Origin of the sequence: Kitasatospora sp. NPDC089797 (assembly GCF_040684795.1) — a bacterium.
Lineage (GTDB): Bacteria > Actinomycetota > Actinomycetes > Streptomycetales > Streptomycetaceae > Kitasatospora.
On record NZ_JBFBGS010000016.1, the window covers coordinates 36,385 to 58,717 of the forward strand.

A 22,333-nucleotide genomic window follows, 5' to 3' on the forward strand; every position below is an offset into this window, starting at 1 on the left:
CCGGGTGGGGCCCGTTCCCTAGCTGTCAGCTAGCGGGGGGCGAGAGCCTCAGCTCTGGCCACCGGCCAGCTTCTCGCGCAGGGCGGCCAGGGCCTCGTCGGAGGCCAGGGCGCCCGAGCCCTCGTCGCTGCTGGACGAGTAGGAGCCACCGGCGGCAGCGGCGACGGCGTCGCCACCCTCGGCAGCGGCCTCGGCGTCGGCCTCGCGGCTCTTGATGACCTGGGCCTGGTGCTGCTCGAAGCGGGACTGCGCCTCGGCGTACTGGCGCTCCCACTCCTCACGCTGCTTCTCGAAGCCGGCCAGCCAGTCGTTCGCCTCGGGGTCGAAGCCCTCGGGGTAGATGTAGTTCCCCTGGTCGTCGTACGAGGCGGCCATGCCGTACAGGGTCGGGTCGAACTCGACCTCGGCCGGGTTGGCACCCAGGGCCTCGTTGGCCTGCTTCAGCGACAGGCTGATGCGGCGACGCTCGAGGTCGATGTCGATGACCTTGACGAAGATCTCGTCGCCGACCTGGACGACCTGCTCCGGGATCTCGACGTGGCGCTCGGCCAGCTCGGAGATGTGGACCAGACCCTCGATGCCCTCGTCCACGCGGACGAACGCACCGAACGGAACCAGCTTGGTGACCTTACCCGGAACGACCTGGCCGATCTGGTGGGTACGGGCGAACTGCTGCCACGGGTCCTCCTGGGTCGCCTTCAGCGACAGGGAGACGCGCTCGCGGTCCATGTCAACGTCGAGAACCTCGACGGTGACCTCCTGGCCGACCTCGACAACCTCGGACGGGTGGTCGATGTGCTTCCAGGACAGCTCGGAGACGTGCACCAGGCCGTCGACGCCACCCAGGTCCACGAAGGCACCGAAGTTGACGATCGAGGAGACGACGCCGGAGCGCACCTGACCCTTCTGGAGGGTGGTGAGGAAGGTCTGGCGGACCTCGCTCTGGGTCTGCTCCAGCCAGGCACGGCGGGACAGGACCACGTTGTTGCGGTTCTTGTCCAGCTCGATGATCTTGGCCTCGAGCTCCTTGCCCACGTAGGGCTGGAGGTCGCGGACGCGGCGCATCTCGACGAGCGAGGCCGGCAGGAAGCCACGGAGGCCGATGTCGAGGATGAGACCACCCTTGACGACCTCGATGACGGTACCGGTGACGATGCCGTCCTCTTCCTTGATCTTCTCGATCGTGCCCCAGGCACGCTCGTACTGAGCGCGCTTCTTGGACAGGATGAGACGACCCTCCTTGTCCTCCTTCTGGAGAACCAGGGCCTCGATGTTGTCGCCCACGGCGACGACCTCGTGCGGGTCGACGTCGTGCTTGATCGAGAGCTCGCGGGACGGGATGACGCCCTCGGTCTTGTAACCGATGTCGAGGAGGACCTCGTCACGGTCGACCTTCACGATGACGCCCTCGACGATGTCGCCATCGTTGAAGTACTTGATGGTCTCGTCGATGGCGGCGAGGAACGCCTCGGCGTCGCCGATGTCGTTGACCGCGACCTGCGGGGTGGTGCTGAGGGAGGAGTCGGTGGGGCTCGTCATTAGGAAAAGGGCTCCGGTACGGACATGAAAGTCGTAGGTAATGCCACGCGGAGGGCCCGTATCGCTCCCACCGAAAGCCGGACAGCCAAGAACACGGCGCACCGGGAATCCCGTGAACAACGAGAAAACCGGCGTCCGTCTTGCGACCGTGGGGTCTTCGACAGATGCGAGCGCGACCTGCTCCGTCTGAGGCGCGCAGGCCCGCAGCGCAACTTGTAGCATACGGGGACGGCCAGGCACGGTCAACGCCAGAAGAGGCAAGACGGTGGAGCCCGGTACGGATCAGGCCATATCCTCCGATTGCGCACCTCGCGGTGGCGTTCGAAGGGGCCCCGTCCCCGGATGCCACCGCCAGGATCCGGCCCCTATCGGGGCCGTTTCGCGGCAGCGGCGCTTCCGCACTCCATACCCTACGCGATGGGCATTGTCACCGTGGCCACCACCCCCCAGCCCAACCTCCACGATCTTGACACCTCCGAGGCGGAGGCCCTGGAAACCCCGGAGATCCCGGAGATCGAGGACGGGGACGAGGACGGGGACGAAGGCGACGACGCGGTCCGGCGGACGGCCGGCGTCGGGGAGAGCAGCCGGGCCAGCCGGCACTGGTGGGACCGCAACGCCGACGAGTACCAGGACGAGCACGGCGAGTTCCTCGGCGACGACCGCTTCACCTGGTGCCCCGAGGGCCTGGACGAGGCCGACGCCCGCCTGCTCGGGCCGGTCGACGGCCGGGACGTCCTGGAGATCGGCGCCGGCGCCGCCCAGTGCTCCCGCTGGCTGGCCGCCCAGGGCGCGCGCCCGGTCGCCCTGGACATCTCCTACCGCCAGCTCCAGCACTCCCGCCGGATCGACCTCGGCCGGGGCGTCGCACCCGTCGCCGTCGTCCAGGCCGACGCCGCGGTGCTCCCGTTCGCCGACGGCTCCTTCGACCTCGCCTGCTCCGCGTACGGGGCCGTCCCGTTCAGCGCCGACACCGAGCAGTTGATGCGCGAGGTGCACCGCGTGCTGCGGCCGGGCGGGCGCTGGGTGTTCTCGGTCACCCACCCGATCCGCTGGGCCTTCCCCGACGAGCCCGGCGTCGAGGGGCTCACCGCGATGTCCTCCTACTTCGACCGCACCCCGTACGTCGAGCAGGACGAGAACGGCCACGCCACCTACGTCGAGCACCACCGCACCCTGGGCGACCGGGTCCGCGAACTCGTCGCGGCCGGGTTCCGGCTGGTCGACCTGGTCGAGCCGGAGTGGCCGGCCGGGCTGGAGCAGGAGTGGGGCGGCTGGTCCCCGCTGCGCGGGCGGCTGATCCCGGGCACGGCGGTCTTCGTCACCGAGCGGGGCTGAGCCCGGTGAACCCCGCCTGGCGCGATCTGCCCGTCCGCACCGCCCTGCCCGCGCTGCACGAGGCGCTGGACGGGGAGGGCGCCGCCGTCCTGGCCGCGCCGCCCGGGACGGGCAAGACGACGCTGGTGCCGCTCGCGCTGGCGGGGCTGCTGGACGACGGTCGGCCGGTACGGCGGGTGCTGGTCGCCGAGCCGCGCCGGCTCGCCGTCCGGGCCGCCGCCCGGCGGATGGCCTGGCTGCTCGGCGAGGCGGTCGGCGGGCGGGTCGGGTACACCGTGCGCGGGGACCGCCGGGTCGGGGCCTCGACGGTGGTCGAGGTGGCCACCACCGGGGTGCTGCTGCAACGGCTGCAGCGCGACCAGGAGTTGCCGGGGGTCGACGTCGTCGTCCTGGACGAGTGCCACGAACGCCACCTGGACGCCGACACCGCGCTCGCCTTCCTGCTGGACGTCCGGGCGGCGCTGCGGCCAGAACTGCGGCTGGTCTGCGCCTCGGCCACCTCCGACACCTCCGCCTGGGCCGAACTCCTGGGCGGGGCACCGGTGGTGGAGGCGCACGGGGTGTCCCACCCGGTGGACGTGGTCTGGGCGCCGCCGCCGCGTGCGGTCCGGCCGGCGCACGGGACGCGGGTCGACCATGCGCTGCTGGACCACGTCGCGGCGGTGGTGCGGCGGGCGTTGGACGAGCGCGCCGGCGATGTGCTCTGCTTCCTCCCCGGCGTGGGCGAAATCGCCCGGGTGGCCGGGCAGTTGGCCGGGGTGGCCGCCGAGGTGCTCCAACTCCACGGCCGCGCGCCGCAGTCCGTGCAGGACGCCGCCCTCACGCCGTCCGCCGCACGGCGGGTGGTCCTCTCCACGGCGGTCGCCGAGTCCTCGCTCACCGTGCCCGGGGTGCGGGTCGTGGTGGACGCCGGGCTCGCACGGGAGCCGCGCACCGACCATGCACGGGGGCTGGCCGGGCTGGTCACGGTACGGGCCTCGCTGGCCGCCGCGCGGCAGCGCGCGGGCCGCGCCGGGCGCGAGGCGCCGGGGACGGTGTACCGGTGCTGGCACGAGGCGGAGGACGCCCGCGCGGCGCGCTTCCCGACGCCGGAGATCGCCCTCGCCGACCTCACCGCCTTTGCGCTCCAGGCTTCGTGCTGGGGCGACCCGGACGCCACCGGGCTCGCCCTGCCGGACGCCCCGCCCGCCGGGGCGATGGCCGCCGCCCGGCAGACCCTGGTCGCCCTCGGGGCGGTCACGGCCGACGGGCGGGCCACCCCGCGCGGCGTGCGCCTCGCCCGTACGGGGCTGCACCCCCGGCTGGGGCGGGCGTTGGTCGACGGCGCGGCCGCCGTCGGCGCGCGGCGAGCCGCCGAAGTGGTCGCCCTGCTCTCCGAGGAGCCGCCGCGCGCCCTGGGGGACGACCTCAACGCGGTCTGGCGGACGGTCCGTTCGTCCGGCGACCCGTACGCCAGTCGCTGGCGCGACGAAGTCCGCCGCCTGCAGCGCGCCACCTCCGAGGAACCGGCCACTCCCCTTCCGGACACGACGGCCGCCGGCCTCGTCGTCGCCCTGGCGTTCCCGGAACGCATCGCCCGCGCCCGGGTCGAGCGGCCCGCCCCCGGCGAGCGCAGCCCGTACCTGATGGCCTCGGGGACGGCCGCCGAACTCGCCCCCGACACCCGGCTCGGCGCCGTGCCGTGGCTCGCCGTCGCGGTCGCCGACCGGCAGGCGGGGTCGCACTCCGCGCGGATCCTGCACGCGGCGGTGCTGGACGAGTCCACCGCCCTGCTCGCCGGGGCCGCCCTGGCCACGTCGCGCGAGGAAGTCCACTGGGACACCCGCCGGGGCGAAGTCGTCTCCCGCCAGGTCGAGGCCCTCGGCGCCATCGAACTGGCGGAGAAGCCCCTCAAGCGGCCTGACTCAACCCTCGTTCGCGCCGCGTTGGTCGAAGGCCTCACCCGCGAGGGCATCAGTACGGTCCTGACCTGGCCCTCCCCCGGCCTCCGCGAACGTCTCGCGTTCCTCCACACGGCCCTTGGAGACCCCTGGCCCGACGTCAGCGACGAGGCACTGCTGTCGAGGGCTGAGGAGTGGCTGGAGCCCGAACTGTCGCGCGCCCGCCGCCGCGGCGACCTCGCGAGGATCGACACCACCTCGGCCCTGCAACGCCTCCTGCCCTGGGCAACCGGCGAGGCCGGCCGCCTCGACGAGCTCGCCCCCGAGCGCATCACCGTCCCGTCCGGCTCGAAGATACGAGTCGACTACTCGACGGAACGCCCGGTGCTGGCGGTCAAGTTGCAGGAACTCTTCGGCTGGCCAGCGGCTCCCGCCCTGGCCGGCGGCCGCGTCCCGCTCACCATCCACCTGCTGTCCCCGGCAGGCCGCCCCGCCGCCGTCACGGGAGACCTGGCGTCCTTCTGGCGCGAGGGATACCGAGCCGTCCGCGCGGATCTGCGGGGCCGCTACCCCCGCCACCCCTGGCCGGAAGACCCGACGACGGCCGAGCCCACGAAGCGCACCAACACCCGGAAATGAGTCCCGGTGGCACGGTCACCAGCCGGTGACCTCCTGACCGAGGACTGGCCGGCGCTCCGCCGAGTTGCCCGAAAGGCAGACGGGTACTCACTGTTCGCGACACGATGAAAGTCCGTAGGCACGCAGGATTCCGCGAGCGGCATGGCAGGAGACTTGGTCATGAGCCTAGAGTTCTTCGGAATCGACCCCGACACCGAGAAGGAGGGTTCGCCCACCGTGTGGGCGAACCTGACCGATCGTCGGCTCGTCATCCAGAGCGAAACCGTCGTCGGGGACGAGTTCGCGGAGGTCAACGAGACCGAGTGGGTCGCTGGTCACGTGATCGGTGTGCCTGACCACGAGTCTGTGATCAGCATTCCCGCGAGCATGATCCCGCTCATCAGGAAGGCGTGCGATGCAATCGAACGTGCCGGACTTCGCGACGCTTCTTCGGGAGGCGAAGACGTCGGCGGTGCACCTGGAGATGCGTGACGCCTACGGCGTCGGAGACGAGTCGTCGGGCTTCGCTCGCTGGCTCCGCACCGGAGAGCGGGACAACGACCCGAACTCGGACTACTGGCGTGACTGGGTGCAGATGATCCGCGCCACGGTCGACCGTGGTGTGGTCATCCGGCGTGCGCGCATCGTCTCGGAACCGGTGACGGACTACATCCGATATGAACACGGCGGTACGAATGTCAACCTCGCGTCCGGTGAGCTGGTGCGTTGGCTCCCGCGGCGGCTGGCGTCCGACATCGCGCTGCCGGGTAACGACTTCTGGGTGTTCGATGGCAAGCTCGTCCAGTTCAACCACTTCACGGGGGCGGGAAACTGGGCCGAGCCGCCCAAGGAGCTGCGGCATGAGCCCGACGTGGTGAAGCTGTGCTCCACCGCCTTCGAGGCCGTGTGGGAGCGGGCTGTCCCGCACGATAGTTTCTCCGTCTGACGGCCACCGTCACGATCACCGGACCACCCGCCGATGTCGCCGACTTCCGCGTCGTCCAGCGCCCAGGCAGCCCGCAGGGCGCTCGCTGTTCGTCTCCAGAACCTCCGCCGGGATGCCCGGCTGAACGGCCGCGAGCTGTCGGCACGTTGCGGGTGGCACCCGGCCAAGACCTCGCGCATCCAGGACGGCAAGGTCGCGCCGTCAGAGGCGGACACCCGAGCATGGTGCGTCGCGTGCGGTGCCGAGGATCAGGTAGCCGACCTGATCGCCGCATCCCGCTCCGTCGAGTCCATGTACGTCGAGTGGAAACGGTTGAAGTCCGCAGGACTCCGGAATCTCCAGGAGTCCTATGCCGCTCTGTACGAACAGACGCAGTTGTTCCGGTTCTACACGTCGGACGTGATCCCCGGGGTTCTCCAGACGTCCGCGTACGTGCGAGCGATCATGTCGAGGTCGGCCGGAACAAGCCACTCCGAGGAGGACATGGAACAAGCGATCGCAACGAAGATGGAGCGGGCCGGCATCATCCACCGGGGCATGCACCGGTTCCTGTTCCTCCTTGAGGAGTCGGTTCTGAGGTACCGACTCGGTGATGCCGAGGCCATGGCCGGTCAGCTCGGCCACCTGCTCACCGTGATGTCCCTGCCCCGTGTCAGCCTGGGAGTGATCCCGTTCGCCGCCCGCCGGACCCTGTGGCCCGTAGAGTCCTTCCGGGTCTACGACGAATCCCGCGTGCAAGTCGAACTCGTCACGGCGGCAGTCAACGTGACCGCACCGAATGAGGTACGTCAGTATGTGGACACCTTCGCCGAGCTGCACGGCATGGCCTTGTTCGGTGCCAAGGCACGGATGCTGATCGGTGACGCGATCGCCGCCCTGGAGTGACGTCGCGCAACTTCTCGCAATCTCGTTGGGTTTGCGGTTCCGGCGGGCCTAACGTCCTGATGGCAGGTCATCACCACTGTGGCGCCGAGCCCATGACGGTCTCGACGCGCCCATAAGCCCCGCCCCGACCGGCGGACCTGGACAGCTCGAACGGTCGGAGCGGGGTCCGCAACACCGAACGGTCCGGGCGCCTTCCGGTGACCGGTCCCCAGTGTGAGGAGGCATCAGTATGCGCTACATCCAGCCCGAGCGGCCGCCGCAGTTGCCGCCCGGCCCCGACTGCACCGCGACCGTCCCCGCCGAGTAGGAGGAGTCAGCCATGCGCATCGAGATCATCGTGTCCAAGCACAAGGGCAACGAGAAGCCCCCGCCGAAGCACGCGGGCAAGCCCGCCCCGGAGCCGACCCCGCCGTCCCAGTAGAGCGACACCCGACACACCGGCAGGCCCCCGCTCCCATGCGAGGGGCCTGCCCTCCGCTTCCGAGGGAGAGCACCGATGGCCGATCGCCTCGTCATCTCGTACGCGTCTCGCCACTTCGCCGACGTCGACTGGTCGGAGAAGGCGGACCGCTGGCGAGCCAGCTTCTACGAGAACGGCGGCAAGGTCTTCGGCACCGCCGACATCACCCGCGTCATCCCCGGCGTCACGCCGAACCCTTCCGAAGCCCTGGGCCAGGACCCCGGCCTGCTCGACCGCATTCCGCGTGTGATCTTCACCGAGGACGGCGGACTCGCCCCGGTGGTGGCCGAGTTGCGCCCCTCGCTGCTGCTCCTGCTGGAGTCCGTCGAGGTGTCGGCCGAATGGCGGGGGAAGGGTGTCGGGATGCGCCTGGCCGTCGAGGCGCTGCGCCGGTTCGCCGTACCCGGCGCACTCGCCGTCTGTTACCCGGCACCGATCCACGACCACGGGCCGGACGAGCCGTGTTCGTACGAGTCGGACGACCCGGAAGTCCGGCGACCGGACGAGGAGGCGATGACGAAGCTCCGGAGGGCATGGGAGGGACACGGCTTCGCTCCGCTCACCGAGGGCGTGTACGCCCGCCGGATGGAGCCATAGCGTCCGCCGAGGGCGACGGATCCCATCTACCGTACTGCCGTGCGCTGTTGACGCCTGTCAGGAGATCGAGAAGCCCATCTGGTTCACCACCGGCGTCATCGGCACGTACATCACCTGCGCGTAGCAGGTGGTCGAATGCGCCGTCGAACCGGCCGGGCAGCCGACCTCCGACTGCCCGGCGACGATCACACCACGGGCCTCCATTCGGCTGGACGGCCACCCCGACCCTGGCTGGCGGCCGCATACCGCTCACGATCCACCTACTCTCCCCCGCCGGCCGCCCCGCCCGCCGTCACGGGAGACCTGGCCTCCTTCTGGCGCGAGGGATGCCGAGCAGTCCGCGCCGACCTCCGGGGCCGCTACCCCCGCCACCCCTGGCCGGAAGACCCGACGACCGCCGAGCCCACCCGCCGGGCCAACCCGCGGAATTGAGGCTCCAGTTCCTGGGCCCGGCATCGGCCCCTCATCTCCGGTCGGCAGCCGACTCCGCCACCGGGTGCCCGATCTTGCGGGCGAAGGCGGCACTCGCCTCGAAGTCCAGCGCAGGCTCAAGCGCCGCGACCGTCCAGCGCGGTAGCGGGCTGCCCGACAGGATCGCGGCGACGGCGTCGCGATCGACGGGTCGTCCGTGGAAGTCCTCAGCATCCCTGCTGACGGCCTCCGCACTGCCGTTCGCGAGCACCCCGAACAGCTGACCCGCTCCGTCGGACTCGCCCTCGGTGAACACCACCGGTCCGCACTGCCACGCGGAGGCGCCGACCTCGCGCCAGGCGCACAGCGTCGCTTCGAAGAATCCGTCGGACTGCAGCTCCGGGTCTGCCGGGTAGTGCGCCAACCCCGCCGGAAGGCCGTCCAGCAAGCCGGGCCGATGGGGCCGGGGCCGCGTCCACGAGGCCTCGCTCTCATAGCAGAAGCCGTAGAGGAGGACCCCGGCCGGATCGAAGACGATCCCGTACTGATCGCCGGAGCCGTCCTCCATCGTGGCCAGGTCCACCCCAGGGCGCCAGTTCGACTGATAGCCATATCTCGGAGAGATTTCGGCGAGCATGATGTCAAGCAGCGCCAGCGCCCGGCAGCGGGCGCGCAGGACGTCCGGCTCGGGCAACCTGGGCAGCAACTCGTGAACGTTCATGGCGAGCATTGAACAGGGGCCAGCCGACAGGCCGTCAGTCGGGTCGCGGATCTCCCGTGCGAGGTCAGGCGGTGGGTTCCCGCTCCTCAGGAGATCGAGAAGCCCATCTGGTTCACCACGGGTGTCATCGGCACGTACATCACCCGCGCGTAGCAGGTGGTCGAATGCGCCGTCGACCCGGCCGGGCAGCCGACCTCCGACTGCCCGGCGACGATCACGCCACGGGCCTCCATGTCGCCGTTCGCACCGGACGGGTTGGCCAGCGCCGGGCCGCCACTGTCGCCCTTCGCGCCGATCGCCCGCCGGTCGCCGCCCTTGGACTCCGCGACGTCCACCGGCTTGATCTTCGTCCCCTCGTCGTTCGTCGTCTCGACGTCGACCTTCTTGACCTCGACGTCGCACTTCCAGCCCGACTGGGCGCCGCTGAGGCAGACGAGGTCCCCGACGTTGTTGCGCCCGGCCCCGTAGGTGTGCCGGGAGGAGCCGCTGCCGTCCGACCAGGCGCCGTCGTAGAACCGGCCGGCACCGTTGCCGTTGATGGCGATCATGCCGACGTCCAGCCCGTCGCCGATCGCGTACAGGTCGCCGATGTAGCCGCCGGTGCCGTTGTAGTACCGGCCGTTCCCGCAGTGCGCGGCGGTCAGCAGCACCTTCGTCCGGTCCTTCCAGCCGCTGAACGCGGTGGAGCAGAACGACGCCTTTCCGGTGTTGACCTCGGCGCCCGCGTAGTACGGCGCGCTGTCGGAGTGCCGGCTGCCGGACAGTGCGCCCGGGACGCCGTCGACGGTGGCCGTCACCGGCATTCCGGCGAGCTCGGCGGCCTTCCGGGCGTAGGCCTGGTCAGCCGTGGCTCCGCCGGTCAGCCGGGTCGCCTTCGTCGGTTCGTAGGTGATCGCGATGGCGGCGCCGTCCTCCTGGGGGCCGATCGAGGTCCACTCCTCGGGGGCCACGGCGGCGGTGAACCGGTCGATCGCGGCGCGCATCTCCGCGCGGGAGTACGGGCTCCGGTGGATGTCGACGGTGTAGCCGGGGTTGGCGTTCGCGTCGAGGAGCGTCCGGATCTCGGCCGGGGCCTCGCCCTTCCAGTAGAGGTCCGCGTGCTGGTCGGAGGCGTCGATCACCGTCCCGGCGTAGCCGTCGGCCGCCGGGGCGCCGGACTCCACCCAGTCCTGCACCGGGTCCGTCATGCGGTGGAGCTTGGCTTGGGCCTGCGGGTCGCGGAGCACCGGCAGGCTGACGGAGCGGACGGGTTCTTCGTCCGGCGCGGCATCGGCGGCGACCAGGGCGGAGGCGGTCACGGCGAACAGGGCCAGGGACAGCACGAGACGGGAACGACGCATGGGCGGTCCTTCGAGGAGGCTGGCGGGCCAGCACCCAGCGTAGGGACCGGGCAGCGTTTCCCCTGACCAAAGGGCGCGTGCGGAAAGCTACGCGCCCCCGGTCGCCGATCAGCTCTCGGGGAAGTCACCGGCCTGGATGCCGGAGAGGAAGGAGGACCAGGCGGAGGCCGGGAAGAGGAGGGTCGGTCCGTGCGGGTCCTTGGAGTCACGCACGGGAACGAGGCCGGGGAATCCGGGGGCCACCTCGATGCACTCGCCCGCGTTGTCCCCGCTGTAGCTGCTCTTCAGCCACAATGCCCCGCTCAGCTCGACGTTCTGCATATCGGTATTCCTCCATCGCTTCGGCGATCAGGGCGTGGGAGTCGTCCATCGAGAGTACCGCTCCCCTCACGAGATCGAAGTCCCGGCGGCTCTCCTGCACTACCTCAGGAGCGTCACTGAAGTGCCCCCGATAGAGGCTCTCCGAGTAGACCCACTCCTTCCTGTCAGGCATCTCAAGCAGAACCACGGACGTGGTCGGCAACTTCCGTGCCCTGAAGGCGAACGGTGCCACCTGGATGACCACATTCGCCCGCTCTCCCACTGAGAGAAGATGCTCCATCTGCCTGCTCATGACGCCAGGCCCACCGATGACGCTCCGGATCACGCTCTCATGAAGGACCACGATCATTGACGGTCCATCATCGGCCAGGAAGCGGTCCTGCCGACTCAGTCGAGCCGCTACCCGTTCTGCCAGCCATTGCGGATTGTTCCGCGCATCCCCGAGGCGAAAGATCTCGTAGGCATATTCCTCGCTCTGGAGCAGGCCATTGACTCGCATGTACTGGAGCACTCGGACTGCCACGGCCTCCTCTTCAAGCTCGACGTACTTCTGAAACCAGTCCGGGTGCTCGATATCCGCGTCCCAGTCCACCCGCTCCCACAAGCGCACCAACAAGCCCCCCATGGCGAGCAGCTCGTCGACCCTCTCCACCGTGTCCCGATCCATGGGCCGCTTGCCGCCCTCGTAGCGGGTGATCACCGTTCGGTGGCAGTGCAGCAACCTGCCCAGGTCTTCCTGCTTCAGGCCAGCCTGCTCACGAGCGAAGCGGAGCGCTTCACCGAACATCACCGCCGGGCTCGACGTGAGCCCGTTCTCCAACCGCCGATGTGACATCCCAATCCCCTCAGGTGCTGCGGATCCCCGCACCCCGATTTGGTCGTCACCGTAGCCCCAGCGGTCGATCATTGATGTCGGAACGCAATCATCTGCATGCACAGCGTGATTGCGCACTACCCTCACGCTCCCCCATCCGCCCCCCGAGGAACTCTGCCATGCCCGCTTCCCGACGCCCCCGTGCGTTCGCCGCCCGCCTCGACTCGCGCGTCGAATCCACGCCCCTCGCCCGGTACTTGCTCCGCGCCTACCTCGCCGGACTCCCCAGCGGCGACCGCTACCGCGACGTCGCCGAACTCCTCCTCGGCGAACTCTTCGCCAACGCCGTCCAGCACAGCGACGCCCCGACCGACCGCCTCATCGAGGTCCGCTTCGCCCTCGTCAACAGCCTCCTCCGCCTCGAAGTCCACGACGCCGGCGCCGGCCGCCCCACCCTCCGCAGTGCCTCGCCCTCCGACGAACGCGGCCGTGGCCTGTTCCTCGTCAACGAGCTGGCCGAACGCTGGGGTTGCTGCCCCCGCGCGGGCGGGATCGGCAAGTTCGTCTGGGCCCTCATCACCCCCACCACCATCCCCTCCCCCGCCCTCATCTGAAAGCGCGCCCCGATGCTCCCCACCCTCGCCCGCCACGCCCTCTCCCGAGGCCGCACCCCCGCCGAGGCCTACGCCCTCCTCGCCCGCCGCACCAAGCAGCCTCTCCCCGCCGCCCGCGCCGTCTGCCTCGCCCTCTCCATCCCCCTCGCCGAAACGACCCGCCGCCTCAACGACTGCTACGACGCCCTCCTCGCCGACCCCCGCCCCGGCACCGAAGCCGACACCGGCGAACTCCTCGAAGCCCTGGGCGTCTTCGATGTCCCCAAGACCCCCACCCCCACGGAGCTCGCCGTCATCGACCTGTTCCTGATCGCCATCGACGCCCTCGGCGGCATCCGTGCCGGCCACCAGCACGGCCTGAGCCGCTGGTTCACCACCGGCAACCTCACCGCCGCCTACCTCTCCCTCACCGCCGCGCGCCCCCTCCCCACCGGCGACCCCACCCGCTACTGGGCCGCCCTGGTCACCGCCGGCGAACTCCTCCTCACCACCCCCACCCCCGACCCCCGCGTCAAACCCGCCCTCACCCACTGCCGGGCCCAGGCAACCGCCCACCCCTGAGCACAGGAAGTCAACCCCGCCGACTTCCTGCGCCCTCGCCGGCCACCGACGGCCGCCCGCCCGCGCTCAGCCGCGCACGTGCAGCCCGAAGCCCGTGCGGCCCGCGGGCTCCAGGCCCTCCTTCAGGTGCAGCGAAGGGATCTCGTAGTCGCCGAAGTTCTGCCGCCGGAAGGCGATCGGCTCGGTCGTCTCCAGGGTGAGCAGGCGCTGCTTCCAGGCCTCGGCGGCGGCCGCGTACTCCTCCTCGGTCATCCGGTCGGTGCGGTACAGCACGAACGGGGGCAGCACCGCGACGCCGGGGTAGTGGAGGATGCCGTGCTGGAACGGGAACAGCAGGTCGTCGATGGGGCCGTTGATCCCGCGGGCGGCGTAGTGCGCCGCCGGGCCGCCGGTGGTCACCGAGAGCAGCGCCCGCTTGCCCAGCAGGGTGCCCTCGCCGTAGCGCTCGCCGTACTTGGTGTCGCTGTGCTCGCCGACGCCGTACGCGAAGCGGTAGGTGAACACCCGGTCCACCCAGCCCTTGAGGATCGCGGGCATCGAGTACCACCACAGCGGGAACTGGAAGATGATCGTGTCGGCCCACAGCAGCTTCTCCTGCTCGGCGCGGACGTCCGGGGTGAGCGTCCCGGCGTCGCGGGCGCGGCCGGAGTCCTGGGCGATCTTCAGCGGGCTCGACGCCTCCGGGCCGTAGTCCGCGGCGTCCACGACCGCCTTCCAGTTCATCGCGTACAGGTCGCTCACCCGCACCTGGTGCCCGGCGCCCTCCAGGGTGGACACCGCGAGGTCCTTCAGCGAGCTGTTGAGCGACTTGGGCTCCGGGTGGGCGTGGACGATCAGCGTCTTCACGGGAACTCCTTCGGATCGGGTGCCTTCGGAACGGCGGCCTTCGGAACGGGTCTCTCCGCCTCCGCCGCCTCCGATCCTGGGCACCGCGACGCCCCGCGTTCAGGGGCGCCGCTTCCGTCGGACCGGACTTCCTGGTATCCGCAGGGCCACCCTCGCCCGGTGCGGCCGTGGCCATACTGGAGGGCATGGACGATCTCGCGGGCTTCCTGCGGACCCGGCGCGCCCGGGTCGACCCGGCCCTCGTCGGCATCCCCACCGACAACCGCCGCCGGGTCGAAGGGCTGCGCCGCGAGGAGGTCGCGCACCTGTCCGGCGTCAGCGTCGACTACTACGTGCGCCTGGAGCAGGGGCGCGCGACCCAGCCCTCCGAGCAGGTGCTCGACGCGCTCGCCCGGGTCCTCGACCTCGACGAGACCGAGCGCGGGCACCTCCACCGCCTCGCCCGGCTGTGCCGCCGCCGCGCGAAGGCCCCGGGCGGCCGGCTCCGGCCCGAACTGCTGCGCGTCCTCGACCTGGTCGTCGACGCCCCCGCACTGATCATGAACCACCGCACGGACGTGCTCGCCGGGAACCGTCTCGCCGCACTCCTCCTCGGCCGCCCGATGCCGGGCCTGAACACGGCCCGGCACATCTTCCTGGAGGAGGCCGACCGCGGCCTCTACGCCGAGTGGGAGCACTGCACCCTCGACGTGGTCGGACACCTCCGGCTGGCCGCCGGCCAGTACCCCGATGACCCCCGACTGGCTTCGCTCATCGGCGAGTTGGCGATGGGCAGCGAGCGCTTCCGCCGCCTCTGGGCCCGCGCCGACGTGCGCGCCCGCACCCACGGCCGCAAGGCGTACCGGCACCCCCTGGTCGGGCTGCTGGAACTGCACCAGGAGAACTTCGCGCTGCCGGGCGAACCCGGCATCGAGCTCCTCGTCCTGTCCGCGCCCCCCGGCAGCCCCGCCGAGGACGGCCTGCGCCTGCTCGCGAGCCTGGGCCCGGACACCGGCGCCGCGCGCCCCGCGCCCCTCCCGCCCAGGACGGCCGCGGGCCTGCCGCCCGGGTGAGGCCGACCGGCCGTCCTCGACCTCGCGGGTCAGAGCACCTGGCGCTCCGCCCCCGGCGCGAACGCCGCCGCGTGGTCGGCGGCCCACCGGCCGAAGGTGCGCGGGGGCGTCCCGAGGAGGTCGGCCACCGTGCTCGTCACGTACGCGGGCCGGCCGACCGCCGCGTGCCACGCGGCGAGCAGCATGTCGACGGCCGAGCCGGGTGCGGCGCCCTGCCAGCGGCTCCGGAACTCGTCCGGCGTCACCTCCTCGAACGCGATCCGGCGCCCCAGGGCGTCGCCGATGACGGCCACCTGCTCGGCCTGGGTCAGCGACTCGGGGCCGGTGAGCACGAAGTCGCCCCCGGTGTAGCCGTCCCGGCAGAGCGCGTGCGCGGCGACGGCGGCGATGTCGCGGTCGTCGACCGGCGCCGTCGCGGCCGCGCCGTAGGGCCAGCGGACGGCCTCGCCCGCCCGGATCGCGGGCGCCCACCAGGCCAGCGCGTTCGACGCGAACATCCCCGGCCGGATGACCGTCGACTCGATGCCGGTGGCCGCGATCAGCCGCTCGAGCTCGGCGTGCAGCGCTGCGGCGGGGTTGGGCTGCTGGAAGAACGGGTGCGGGGTCCGGATCGGGGACGACAGCAGGACGACCCGCCGCGCCCGGGCCGCCAGCCGCCCGACCACCGCCGGGGCGGTCCGCGGCGGGGCCGTCCAGAGCAGGAAGACCGCTCCGGCGCCGTTCAGGGCCGGGTCCAGCGACTCGGGCACGGTGAGGTCGCCGGTGACGACCTCGACCCCGGCGGGCAGCGTCGCCGCCGCCCCGGCGCGACGGACGAGGGCGCGGACCGGCACGCCCGCATCGAGGAGTCGGTCGATGACGAGGCGGCCGATCCGGCCGGTCGCCCCGGTGACGAGCACGGGAGTGGGGTCTGTGCGGTTCATACCCTCCATGAAAGCGTTACTCGGTTAAAAACACAACCCAGTCAATATTTCTCCTTCGCCGCGCCCTCCCCACCGGCCAAGCCCTCCTCCTCCCGCACCGGACTTCCCGACCACCGCGCACACGGCGCCCAACCCTGTGATCTCATCGTCCTGTTGACGCACCACCATCAAGGAGATGACCCATGTCCACGGCCCAGCCCACCGCCCTCCGCCTGACCGTCGGCCGGCACACCTTCGACGCGCTCGCCGCCGGCCCCGCCGACGGCGAACCCGTCCTGCTGCTGCACGGCTTCCCCGAGTTCGCCGACTGCTGGAGCGCCGAACTGACCGCCCTGGCCGAGGCCGGCTACCGCGCCGTCGCGGTGGACCAGCGCGGCTACTCCCCCGACGCCCGCCCCGCGGACATCGCCGACTACGACGTCGACCTGCTGGTCGCGGACGCCCTCGGCTTCGCCGACGCGCTGGACGCCCCGCGCTTCCACCTCATCGCCCACGACTGGGGCGGCCTGGTCGCCTGGGCGCTCGCCTCCACCCACCCGGAGCGGCTGCTCAGCCTCTCCGTGCTCTCCACCCCGCACCCCGAGGCGCTCTACGAGGCCCTCAACAACGACAGCGACCAGCGCGAGCGCTCGCAGTACATAAGGGAGTTCCGCCTGCCGGAGCACGTGGCCGAGCAGGCCCTGCTGGCCGACGACGCGGCCCGGCTGCGCACGATCTACCGCAGCGGGATCCCGGCGGAGCTGGCCGAGTCCAACGTCCGACGGCTGACCGAGCCGGGCGTCCTGACGGCCGGGCTCAACTGGTACCGGGCGGTCAACGAGGAACTCCGGGTGCCGGCCGGCGAGATCACCGTCCGCACGCTCTTCGTCTGGGGCACCGAGGACCGCGCCCTGGGCCGCGACGCCGCCGACCTGACGGCCAAGCACGTCAGCGGCCCGTACCGGTTCGTGGCCCTGGAGGGCGCCGGCCACTGGCTGCCGGAGGCGGACGCCGACCGGGTCGTGCCGCTGCTCCTGGCGCACCTCGCGGGCTGACCCGCGCAGCGGGCCCCGGCGCGCCGCCCCACCGGCGCGCCGACGCCCGTGCAGTGCCCCGCCGGTCCGCCCGCGGCCCTCAGCCGGTCTTTGCCGCCGCCGACGCGTTCCGGGACCGCGCCCAGCTCTCCGCCTGCTCCGGCGGCCACAGGAAGCGGGCCCCGAACTCCTTCTCCTCGCCGGGCGCCGCCCCGGTCAACGCCCGCACCACCGCCGGGCTGTGGACGGCGCTGACCCGGAAGTTCTCCAGGTGCCGGCTCCTGATCACGATCCGCGTGTAACGACGGCCGCCGCCCCGGTGACGCCCGGCCACGATGACGCTCTCGCCGCCGTCGCCCCAGGCCGGCGGCGCGATCCAGACCTTCGCCCCCGGCGCGAAGTGCCGCAGCCCCGTGCGGGTCTCCGACTCGCCCTCGCCGTGGGTCGTCTCCTGGGCGACATTGGCCACGAGGCACACGCCCAGCGGCTCCGGTCCGGTTGCTTCCGTCATGCCGTCCATGATCGCCCGTCCCGGGCACGGCGGCACGGGGGTTTCCGGCGCCCCGGCGGTCATCGCGGTGACGTCCGGCTCCGCGCCCTCTAGGGTCCGACAGGTGACCGCACAGCCCACCGACCGCGCAGGCCCCGCCGACCGCGCAGGCCCCGCCGACCCCGCAGGCCCCGCCGATTCCGCCGACGCACCGGCCCGCACCGTCCGCTCCCAGGACGACCCGGCCGTCCGGGTCCGGCCCGCCGACCGCCACACCCCCGACGGCCTCGGCGCCGGCCCGCACCACCGGTACTGACCGCACCACCCGCACCACCCGCACCACCTGGAGACCGGATGACCCACACCGCACACCTCCCCGCAGGGCCCGACCGGCCGGAGGCACTGCTCCTCACCGGCACCGTCGGCGTCGGCAAGACCACCACCGCCGACCTGGTCGGGGACCTGCTGGCCGACCTCGGCGTCCCGTCCGCGGTCATCGACCTCGACCGGCTCTGCCAGGCCTGGCCCGCCCCCGCCGGGGACCCCTTCCAGCGCCTCCTCCTGCTCGCCAACCTGCGCGCCGTCGCCGGCAACTACCGCGCGGCGGGCGCCCACCGCCTCGTGCTGGCCGGCGTGGCCGAGAGCGCCGCCGAACGGGACGCCTACCAGGAGGCCCTGGGCATGCCGCTGCGGGTGTGCCGGCTGACCGCGGACCTCCCCGCCGTCCATGCCCGGCTCCGGGCCCGCCACGAGGCCGACCACGACACGGCCTCCCTGCCCTGGCACCTGCACCGGGCGGACGAGCTCCACACCGTGCTGGAGTCGGCCGGGATCTCCGACCTCACCGTCGACACCACCCACCTGGCACCCGACCAGGTCGCCCACGCCGTCCTCACCGCCGCCCACTGGCCCGGCACCGCCCCCGACCACCCCGCGTGACGGCCCGTCCCCGTCCCCACGCCGGCATCCGATCCACCAATGTCGGCCGCGACTTCGGGCGCACCCTGGCCATCCGGCTCGCCGATCTGGGCGCCGAGGTCTTCCTCTCCGCCCGCACCTCCGCCGCCGCCGAGCGGGTCCGGGACGAGATCCGCGCCCGGGGGCACCAGCGCGTCCACGCCTTCGCCTGCGACCTGACGGACGCCGCGTCGATCCGCGACTTCGCGGCCGCCGTCGGCCGACAGACCGACCGGATCGACCTGCTGATCAACAACGGCTCCCGCTACCTCTCGGGCCCGGACCTCGTATCCGCCTCCGACGCCGACGTCATCGACACCCTCGCCTCCGGCGCCACGGGCACCGTCCTGACCGTGAAGAACTTCCTCCCCCTCCTGCTGGCCTCGGACAAGCCGGACGTGGTGACCATGGTCTCCGCGTGCGGAACGGCCGGCCATCACCGGTCGGAGGCGCACGACGCCTTCTACGCGGCCAAGAGCGCCCAGGCCGGATTCCTCGACATCCTCTCCAAGCGCCTGCGGCCCAGGGGAGTTCGGGTGATCTCCCTCTACCCGCCCGACTTCGACAACCCCGACCCCCTCGGCGAGGAGTGGGACACCACCCCTCGCGGGGCCCAGGACGCCCTCACCGCGCAGTCACTCGTCGACTGCGTCCTCTTCGCGGTCGACCAGCCGCGCGACTGCTTCATCAAGTCGTTCCACTTCGAGCAGGTCTGAGGCCCCGCACCGCACGCGTGCGCAGGAAGTCGGCCCCACCGACTTCCTGCGCACGCGCCCGCCCGCGCCCAGGTCCGGGTCCGGTCCGGTTCGGTCCGGTTCGGTCCGGTCCTGCCGGGCGCGATCAATCGGGCAGGGCCTGGGCGTGGTCGACGGAGCCGGGCGCCCCGACGGCTCCGGGCGCTGCCGCGAGGGCGCCCACGACGCGGTCGAGCCACTCGACGAGGAGGTGCCGCTCGGGGGTGCTGAGCACGTCCAGCTCCGGGGCGAGCGCCCGCAGCGCGACGGCCTGTGCGAGCACGCCGTCCGCGGCCCCGGCGGGGCCGTCGACCAGGATGCGGCCGAGGACCGCGTCCATCATCGCCTCGCCCAGGGCCGGGTCCCGCTGCTCCGGGGGCGTCGCCAGGAGCGTCTGCACGGTACCGACGCCCGCCGCGTGGATGAGATCGACCGCCCGGGGTTCGGCGACCCGGAGCCGCCCGGCCGCCGCCAGCCGGTGGACGCGCGCCGCCAGGATCTGCCGCCCCGTCCGGGCAGCCGGTGAGCCGAGCACGCGCTCGGGATCGCTCAGCAGCCGGAACACGGCCGGGTTGGCCAGACCGAACTCGATCTGCCGGCGCCAGCTCGCCCGCAGATCGGCGAGCGGATCGGCGGCCGCCGCCTCGGCAGCGGCCGCGCTCGCCGCCTTCTCCGTGACGAACGCGGACATGACGTGCTCGGCCACCGCCTCCAGCAGCCCGTCCTTGTCGCCGAACAGGCGGTAGATGGCAGGCGCCTGGACGCCGGCGCGCTCGGCGACGCCGCGGGTGGTCACGGCGCCGGGCCCGCTCTCGCGCAGCAGCGCGGCGGCGGCATCGACGATCGCCGCCCGGGTGTCCGTCCTGGTCTTGGCCGCATCACTCATGGAACAAGGATAACGATGGCTTGCTATCGATGATACGCGGGGCTACGGTGGCATTGTTTCCGTCGATAACAGGGAGAGCGAATCAATGATTATCGTGACCGGTGCGACCGGAGCCCTCAACGGCGCGACCGTGGACCACCTGCTGGAACGGGTCCCGTCGGGCGACATCGCGGTGGCCGTGCGCGACCCCGCGAAGGCGGAGCGCTTCGCCCGGCGCGGCATCGAGGTCAGGTACGGCGACTACGCCGTCCCCGACTCCCTGCCGGCGGCCTTCGCCGACGCCGACCAACTCCTCCTCGTCTCCTCCAACGACCCCACCGCGGACGCGACCGGCCTGCACCGCACGGCGATCGACGCCGCCGTCGCGGCCGGGGCGAAGCGCATCCTCTACACCAGCCACCAGGCCGCCGCACCGGACAACCCCTTCGCCCCCGGACGGGACCACAGCGCCACGGAAGGACTCCTGGCCGCCTCCGGCATCCCCTGGACGTCGCTGCGCAACGGGTTCTACGCCCACAGCATCCACTGGCTCGCCGGCCCCTGGCGCGAGACCGGGGTGATCGCCGTCCCCGGCGACGGACCGGTGTCCTGGACCGCCCGCGAGGACGCCGCCGAGGCAGCCGCCCTGATCCTCGCCTCCCCCGGAGCCCACGACGGTCCGACGACCCTCACCGCCCCAGCGGCCCCGACCTTCGCCGAACTCGCCGAGACCGCATCCGAGTTGTCGGGACGGACCATCCGCTACCAGCCGATGGACGAGAGCGACTGGGTCGCCGCGCAGACCGCCGCCGGACAACCCGAGCACATGACCCACTTCCTGCTGGGCTTCTACCGCGCCGCGCAGGCCGGCTTCTTCGCCGGGGTCGACCCGCTGCTCGGCGAACTCCTCGGCCGCCGCCCCCGCACCGCGCGCGACGCCCTGCGGGCCACACCCCGATGACCGCGTGGCGTCACCGCCGGGCGGACGTCGCCCGATCCGGCCGCTACGGCCGCTACGACCACTACGGCTGGTCGACGCAGGCGGCCAGCCGCTCCCGACAGGTGTCGAGCCCCTGCGCCACCGTCCCCCGGTCGTCGCCGTCCGCCGGGTCGAGCAGCTCTCCGGCGGCGGTCAGAGCCGTCCAGAACTCCGTCGGCCGGCCCGCGTGCCGGGGGCCGCGCCGGGGGCCGAAGCGCACGAGCGACCGGAAGATCTGCGCCGACTCGCCCTTGGCGAAGGCCCGTTGGATGCCGTGGTAGTAGCCGCTGCCGAGACCGCCCTGGGCCCGCAGCGCCGCGTGCAGGTGCTCGACGACCGCCGCCTCCCGCGCGTCCAGCCGCAGCGGGACGTCGAACACCCCCATCTGCTCCAGGGCCGCGGCGTACAGGTCCTCCTCGCCCGGCCGGAGTTCGGCGAGCAGCTGCGGCTCACCGGCCAACCGCCGCCGCAGCTCCGCCTCCTCGACGCCCAGCGCCCGTCCGACCGCGAGTGCGGCCTCCACCCACTGCGGCACCCGTGCGGCGAGCACGCCGCAGACCTCGACCGGGTCCGCCCCCGCCCCCAGGCGCTCCCGGGCTTCCGCCTCCAGCGCCGAACCGTGTTCCGTCATCGCGAGTTCCACCTCCCGGTCGTCGTCAGTGCGTGTGCGTGGGCCAGCCCGGCGTGGGGGTGCCCATGGACTGCCCCGGACGCAGGATCGGGGTGCCGACCTGGGTCGGGGTGCAGGTGAGGACCACGCCCGCGGCGTCGTGGATGCAGGTGTGCTGCGGGTCGGGATCCTGCGGGACGGTACGGCACTCGGTGCAGGGCACCGGGGCGATGTCGTGCGGGTCCTGCCCGGCGGGCGCCGCCGGGGCCTTCGGCTTCGAGGCCCCGCCGGCGCCCTGCGGCTTGGGAGCGGCGGGAGCGGCCGGAGCCTTCGCGGCGGGCTTCCTGGACCCGGCCGGGGCGGTGCTCACCGGCTCCTCCTCCCCGGACGGGCCGGAGGCCGCCGTCGCGCTCGGGCTCTCGCTCGGGATCTCGCTCGGGCTCGGCGACGCTGCTGCCCCGGTCGGCGTCGCGGTCACGGACGGCGACGGCTCCGCCGTCGGACCGGCCGTCGCACTCGCCGTCCCACTCGCCGTCCCACTCGCCGTCGGACTAGCTGTGGCCGCCGCGGCCGGGGCCGCCGCCCCGCCTCCGTCACCCGAGGTTGCCCACACCACCCCGCCCGCCACCAGCGCTGCCGCCGCCACCGCCGCCGGAACCACCACCCTGGCCCGCAGGCTCCCCCGACGCTCCACCGCAGCCGGGTCCGAGTCCGTCATCGCCGTTCCCCCACTCCCCGCCGCGCCCACTGCGCGACGGCCCGCCAGAGCGTAGCGGCGGGCCCGGACACTCCCGTGCCCGGGCCCGTGCGGTGGGCGCC

At 72.5% G+C, this 22,333-nt stretch carries 27 protein-coding genes and 1 pseudogene; 16 read left to right on the forward strand and 12 right to left on the reverse strand.

The genetic code is table 11. The features are described from left to right. Nucleotides 1-48: 48 nt before the first annotated feature. Nucleotides 49-1,539, reverse strand: coding sequence for a 30S ribosomal protein S1 (gene rpsA / locus AB0O91_RS14770; RefSeq protein ID WP_063347134.1), 1,491 nt, complete (start codon nucleotides 1,537-1,539; stop codon nucleotides 49-51). Between the two features lie 417 nt (nucleotides 1,540-1,956). Between rpsA and AB0O91_RS14775 the strand changes: the two genes are divergently transcribed. The 6 genes from AB0O91_RS14775 (at nucleotide 1,957) to AB0O91_RS14800 (ending at nucleotide 8,263) form a co-directional block, all read left to right on the forward strand. Beyond that, nucleotides 1,957-2,877: a class I SAM-dependent methyltransferase gene (locus AB0O91_RS14775; RefSeq protein WP_363432088.1), complete on the forward strand. Its 921-nt coding sequence runs from the start codon at nucleotides 1,957-1,959 to the stop codon at nucleotides 2,875-2,877. A 5-nt stretch (nucleotides 2,878-2,882) separates the two neighbouring features. Continuing rightward, nucleotides 2,883-5,396, forward strand: a complete 2,514-nt coding sequence (gene hrpB / locus AB0O91_RS14780) for an ATP-dependent helicase HrpB (protein ID WP_363432091.1) — start codon at nucleotides 2,883-2,885, stop codon at nucleotides 5,394-5,396. Nucleotides 5,397-5,555: 159 nt separating this feature from the next. Continuing rightward, on the forward strand, nucleotides 5,556-5,867 hold the full coding sequence (locus AB0O91_RS14785; RefSeq protein WP_363432094.1) for a hypothetical protein: 312 nt from the start codon (nucleotides 5,556-5,558) through the stop codon (nucleotides 5,865-5,867). Continuing rightward, on the forward strand, nucleotides 5,791-6,321 hold the full coding sequence (locus tag AB0O91_RS14790) for a DUF6879 family protein (protein WP_363432096.1): 531 nt from the start codon (nucleotides 5,791-5,793) through the stop codon (nucleotides 6,319-6,321). Before AB0O91_RS14785 ends, AB0O91_RS14790 begins: the two co-directional genes overlap by 77 nt. Nucleotides 6,322-6,354: 33 nt before the next feature. After that, nucleotides 6,355-7,206, forward strand: a complete 852-nt coding sequence (locus AB0O91_RS14795) for a helix-turn-helix transcriptional regulator (protein WP_363432099.1) — start codon at nucleotides 6,355-6,357, stop codon at nucleotides 7,204-7,206. A gap of 496 nt (nucleotides 7,207-7,702) precedes the next feature. Further along, nucleotides 7,703-8,263 (forward strand): hypothetical protein, encoded by a 561-nt coding sequence (locus tag AB0O91_RS14800; RefSeq protein WP_363432102.1) that lies wholly within the window; start codon nucleotides 7,703-7,705, stop codon nucleotides 8,261-8,263. 57 nt (nucleotides 8,264-8,320) lie between these two features. Here the strand turns inward: AB0O91_RS14800 and AB0O91_RS14805 are convergent, their stop codons facing one another. Further along, complete coding sequence (locus AB0O91_RS14805; protein WP_363432412.1) at nucleotides 8,321-8,467, reverse strand: hypothetical protein; 147 nt, start codon at nucleotides 8,465-8,467, stop codon at nucleotides 8,321-8,323. Nucleotides 8,468-8,481: 14 nt separating this feature from the next. Between AB0O91_RS14805 and AB0O91_RS14810 the strand changes: the two are divergent. Next, nucleotides 8,482-8,695: pseudogene (locus AB0O91_RS14810) on the forward strand (ATP-dependent helicase C-terminal domain-containing protein); the annotation flags it as partial. 31 nt (nucleotides 8,696-8,726) lie between these two features. Here the strand turns inward: AB0O91_RS14810 and AB0O91_RS14815 are convergent. The 4 genes from AB0O91_RS14815 to AB0O91_RS14830 all read right to left on the reverse strand — a co-directional run bounded on the left by AB0O91_RS14815 (nucleotide 8,727) and on the right by AB0O91_RS14830 (nucleotide 11,963). Further along, complete coding sequence (locus tag AB0O91_RS14815; RefSeq protein ID WP_363432105.1) at nucleotides 8,727-9,395, reverse strand: hypothetical protein; 669 nt, start codon at nucleotides 9,393-9,395, stop codon at nucleotides 8,727-8,729. A gap of 86 nt (nucleotides 9,396-9,481) precedes the next feature. Beyond that, nucleotides 9,482-10,735, reverse strand: coding sequence for a hypothetical protein (locus AB0O91_RS14820; protein WP_363432107.1), 1,254 nt, complete (start codon nucleotides 10,733-10,735; stop codon nucleotides 9,482-9,484). A 108-nt stretch (nucleotides 10,736-10,843) separates the two neighbouring features. Next, nucleotides 10,844-10,978 (reverse strand): DUF397 domain-containing protein, encoded by a 135-nt coding sequence (locus tag AB0O91_RS14825; RefSeq protein WP_363432109.1) that lies wholly within the window; start codon nucleotides 10,976-10,978, stop codon nucleotides 10,844-10,846. After that, a complete protein-coding gene (locus tag AB0O91_RS14830) occupies nucleotides 10,941-11,963 on the reverse strand; it encodes a helix-turn-helix transcriptional regulator (RefSeq protein ID WP_363432111.1) in 1,023 nt (340 codons plus the stop codon). The genes AB0O91_RS14825 and AB0O91_RS14830 overlap by 38 nt, the downstream gene beginning before the upstream one ends. Before the next feature lie 86 nt (nucleotides 11,964-12,049). Here AB0O91_RS14830 and AB0O91_RS14835 point away from each other — a divergent pair, with 86 nt between their 5' ends. Both AB0O91_RS14835 and AB0O91_RS14840 read left to right on the forward strand, forming a co-directional pair. Further along, complete coding sequence (locus AB0O91_RS14835; RefSeq protein WP_363432113.1) at nucleotides 12,050-12,484, forward strand: ATP-binding protein; 435 nt, start codon at nucleotides 12,050-12,052, stop codon at nucleotides 12,482-12,484. A gap of 12 nt (nucleotides 12,485-12,496) precedes the next feature. Then, complete coding sequence (locus AB0O91_RS14840) at nucleotides 12,497-13,045, forward strand: hypothetical protein (protein WP_363432116.1); 549 nt, start codon at nucleotides 12,497-12,499, stop codon at nucleotides 13,043-13,045. 66 nt (nucleotides 13,046-13,111) lie between these two features. Here AB0O91_RS14840 and AB0O91_RS14845 read toward each other — a convergent pair whose 3' ends face one another. After that, nucleotides 13,112-13,891, reverse strand: coding sequence for an NAD(P)H-dependent oxidoreductase (locus AB0O91_RS14845; RefSeq protein ID WP_363432119.1), 780 nt, complete (start codon nucleotides 13,889-13,891; stop codon nucleotides 13,112-13,114). Between the two features lie 185 nt (nucleotides 13,892-14,076). Here AB0O91_RS14845 and AB0O91_RS14850 point away from each other — a divergent pair, with 185 nt between their 5' ends. Continuing rightward, the gene (locus AB0O91_RS14850) at nucleotides 14,077-14,943 is read left to right on the forward strand and encodes a helix-turn-helix transcriptional regulator (RefSeq protein WP_363432121.1); all 867 of its coding nucleotides are present in this window, start codon (nucleotides 14,077-14,079) and stop codon (nucleotides 14,941-14,943) included. A gap of 29 nt (nucleotides 14,944-14,972) precedes the next feature. Here the strand turns inward: AB0O91_RS14850 and AB0O91_RS14855 are convergent, their stop codons facing one another. Further along, nucleotides 14,973-15,866: an NAD(P)H-binding protein gene (locus tag AB0O91_RS14855; protein WP_363432123.1), complete on the reverse strand. Its 894-nt coding sequence runs from the start codon at nucleotides 15,864-15,866 to the stop codon at nucleotides 14,973-14,975. 182 nt (nucleotides 15,867-16,048) lie between these two features. On the opposite strand from AB0O91_RS14855, the gene AB0O91_RS14860 reads away from it, so the two are divergent. Beyond that, on the forward strand, nucleotides 16,049-16,900 hold the full coding sequence (locus AB0O91_RS14860; RefSeq protein ID WP_363432125.1) for an alpha/beta hydrolase: 852 nt from the start codon (nucleotides 16,049-16,051) through the stop codon (nucleotides 16,898-16,900). A gap of 79 nt (nucleotides 16,901-16,979) precedes the next feature. Here AB0O91_RS14860 and AB0O91_RS14865 read toward each other — a convergent pair whose 3' ends face one another. Then, nucleotides 16,980-17,390, reverse strand: a complete 411-nt coding sequence (locus AB0O91_RS14865) for a hypothetical protein (protein ID WP_363432128.1) — start codon at nucleotides 17,388-17,390, stop codon at nucleotides 16,980-16,982. Nucleotides 17,391-17,493: 103 nt separating this feature from the next. On the opposite strand from AB0O91_RS14865, the gene AB0O91_RS14870 reads away from it, so the two are divergent. The 3 genes from AB0O91_RS14870 to AB0O91_RS14880 are packed head-to-tail and all read left to right on the forward strand — an operon-like array spanning nucleotide 17,494 to nucleotide 19,042. Continuing rightward, nucleotides 17,494-17,685: a hypothetical protein gene (locus tag AB0O91_RS14870; protein ID WP_363432131.1), complete on the forward strand. Its 192-nt coding sequence runs from the start codon at nucleotides 17,494-17,496 to the stop codon at nucleotides 17,683-17,685. Between the two features lie 38 nt (nucleotides 17,686-17,723). Continuing rightward, entirely contained in the window at nucleotides 17,724-18,308 is a 585-nt protein-coding gene (locus AB0O91_RS14875) for a hypothetical protein (protein WP_363432134.1), read from the forward strand. Then, a complete protein-coding gene (locus AB0O91_RS14880; RefSeq protein ID WP_363432137.1) occupies nucleotides 18,305-19,042 on the forward strand; it encodes an SDR family oxidoreductase in 738 nt (245 codons plus the stop codon). Before AB0O91_RS14875 ends, AB0O91_RS14880 begins: the two co-directional genes overlap by 4 nt. 124 nt (nucleotides 19,043-19,166) lie before the next feature. Here AB0O91_RS14880 and AB0O91_RS14885 read toward each other — a convergent pair whose 3' ends face one another. Beyond that, entirely contained in the window at nucleotides 19,167-19,946 is a 780-nt protein-coding gene (locus tag AB0O91_RS14885; protein ID WP_363432140.1) for a TetR/AcrR family transcriptional regulator, read from the reverse strand. 85 nt (nucleotides 19,947-20,031) lie between these two features. Between AB0O91_RS14885 and AB0O91_RS14890 the strand changes: the two genes are divergently transcribed. Continuing rightward, nucleotides 20,032-20,886, forward strand: a complete 855-nt coding sequence (locus AB0O91_RS14890) for an NAD(P)H-binding protein (RefSeq protein ID WP_363432143.1) — start codon at nucleotides 20,032-20,034, stop codon at nucleotides 20,884-20,886. Nucleotides 20,887-20,947: 61 nt separating this feature from the next. Here the strand turns inward: AB0O91_RS14890 and AB0O91_RS14895 are convergent, their stop codons facing one another. Together AB0O91_RS14895 and AB0O91_RS14900 are read right to left on the reverse strand one after the other, a co-directional pair. Continuing rightward, nucleotides 20,948-21,535 carry a hypothetical protein gene (locus tag AB0O91_RS14895; RefSeq protein WP_363432145.1) on the reverse strand — a complete coding sequence of 196 codons (588 nt, stop codon included), beginning with the start codon at nucleotides 21,533-21,535 and terminating at the stop codon, nucleotides 20,948-20,950. Between the two features lie 25 nt (nucleotides 21,536-21,560). Then, nucleotides 21,561-21,884 carry a hypothetical protein gene (locus AB0O91_RS14900; RefSeq protein ID WP_363432148.1) on the reverse strand — a complete coding sequence of 108 codons (324 nt, stop codon included), beginning with the start codon at nucleotides 21,882-21,884 and terminating at the stop codon, nucleotides 21,561-21,563. On the opposite strand from AB0O91_RS14900, the gene AB0O91_RS14905 reads away from it, so the two are divergent. Then, nucleotides 21,877-22,287: a hypothetical protein gene (locus AB0O91_RS14905; RefSeq protein WP_363432151.1), complete on the forward strand. Its 411-nt coding sequence runs from the start codon at nucleotides 21,877-21,879 to the stop codon at nucleotides 22,285-22,287. The two genes, AB0O91_RS14900 and AB0O91_RS14905, sit on opposite strands and share 8 nt — an antisense overlap. The last annotated feature ends 46 nt before the right edge of the window (nucleotides 22,288-22,333 follow it).

Excerpts from the sequence above, each read along its gene's own strand:
- AB0O91_RS14885 (WP_363432140.1), bottom strand. The coding sequence starts at position 19,946 with ATGAGTGATGCGGCCAAGACCAGGACGGACACCCGGGCGGCGATCGTC.
- AB0O91_RS14785 (WP_363432094.1), top strand. The coding sequence starts at position 5,556 with ATGAGCCTAGAGTTCTTCGGAATCGACCCCGACACCGAGAAGGAGGGT.
- AB0O91_RS14795 (WP_363432099.1), top strand. The coding sequence starts at position 6,355 with ATGTCGCCGACTTCCGCGTCGTCCAGCGCCCAGGCAGCCCGCAGGGCG.
- AB0O91_RS14895 (WP_363432145.1), bottom strand. The coding sequence starts at position 21,535 with ATGACGGAACACGGTTCGGCGCTGGAGGCGGAAGCCCGGGAGCGCCTG.
- AB0O91_RS14835 (WP_363432113.1), top strand. The coding sequence starts at position 12,050 with ATGCCCGCTTCCCGACGCCCCCGTGCGTTCGCCGCCCGCCTCGACTCG.
- AB0O91_RS14855 (WP_363432123.1), bottom strand. The coding sequence starts at position 15,866 with ATGAACCGCACAGACCCCACTCCCGTGCTCGTCACCGGGGCGACCGGC.
- AB0O91_RS14850 (WP_363432121.1), top strand. The coding sequence starts at position 14,077 with ATGGACGATCTCGCGGGCTTCCTGCGGACCCGGCGCGCCCGGGTCGAC.
- AB0O91_RS14805 (WP_363432412.1), bottom strand. The coding sequence starts at position 8,467 with ATGGAGGCCCGTGGTGTGATCGTCGCCGGGCAGTCGGAGGTCGGCTGC.
- AB0O91_RS14820 (WP_363432107.1), bottom strand. The coding sequence starts at position 10,735 with ATGCGTCGTTCCCGTCTCGTGCTGTCCCTGGCCCTGTTCGCCGTGACC.
- rpsA (WP_063347134.1), bottom strand. The coding sequence starts at position 1,539 with ATGACGAGCCCCACCGACTCCTCCCTCAGCACCACCCCGCAGGTCGCG.
- AB0O91_RS14840 (WP_363432116.1), top strand. The coding sequence starts at position 12,497 with ATGCTCCCCACCCTCGCCCGCCACGCCCTCTCCCGAGGCCGCACCCCC.
- AB0O91_RS14830 (WP_363432111.1), bottom strand. The coding sequence starts at position 11,963 with ATGATCGACCGCTGGGGCTACGGTGACGACCAAATCGGGGTGCGGGGA.
- AB0O91_RS14790 (WP_363432096.1), top strand. The coding sequence starts at position 5,791 with ATGCAATCGAACGTGCCGGACTTCGCGACGCTTCTTCGGGAGGCGAAG.
- AB0O91_RS14890 (WP_363432143.1), top strand. The coding sequence starts at position 20,032 with ATGATTATCGTGACCGGTGCGACCGGAGCCCTCAACGGCGCGACCGTG.
- AB0O91_RS14815 (WP_363432105.1), bottom strand. The coding sequence starts at position 9,395 with ATGAACGTTCACGAGTTGCTGCCCAGGTTGCCCGAGCCGGACGTCCTG.
- AB0O91_RS14860 (WP_363432125.1), top strand. The coding sequence starts at position 16,049 with ATGTCCACGGCCCAGCCCACCGCCCTCCGCCTGACCGTCGGCCGGCAC.
- AB0O91_RS14865 (WP_363432128.1), bottom strand. The coding sequence starts at position 17,390 with ATGACGGAAGCAACCGGACCGGAGCCGCTGGGCGTGTGCCTCGTGGCC.
- AB0O91_RS14800 (WP_363432102.1), top strand. The coding sequence starts at position 7,703 with ATGGCCGATCGCCTCGTCATCTCGTACGCGTCTCGCCACTTCGCCGAC.
- AB0O91_RS14775 (WP_363432088.1), top strand. The coding sequence starts at position 1,957 with ATGGGCATTGTCACCGTGGCCACCACCCCCCAGCCCAACCTCCACGAT.
- AB0O91_RS14875 (WP_363432134.1), top strand. The coding sequence starts at position 17,724 with ATGACCCACACCGCACACCTCCCCGCAGGGCCCGACCGGCCGGAGGCA.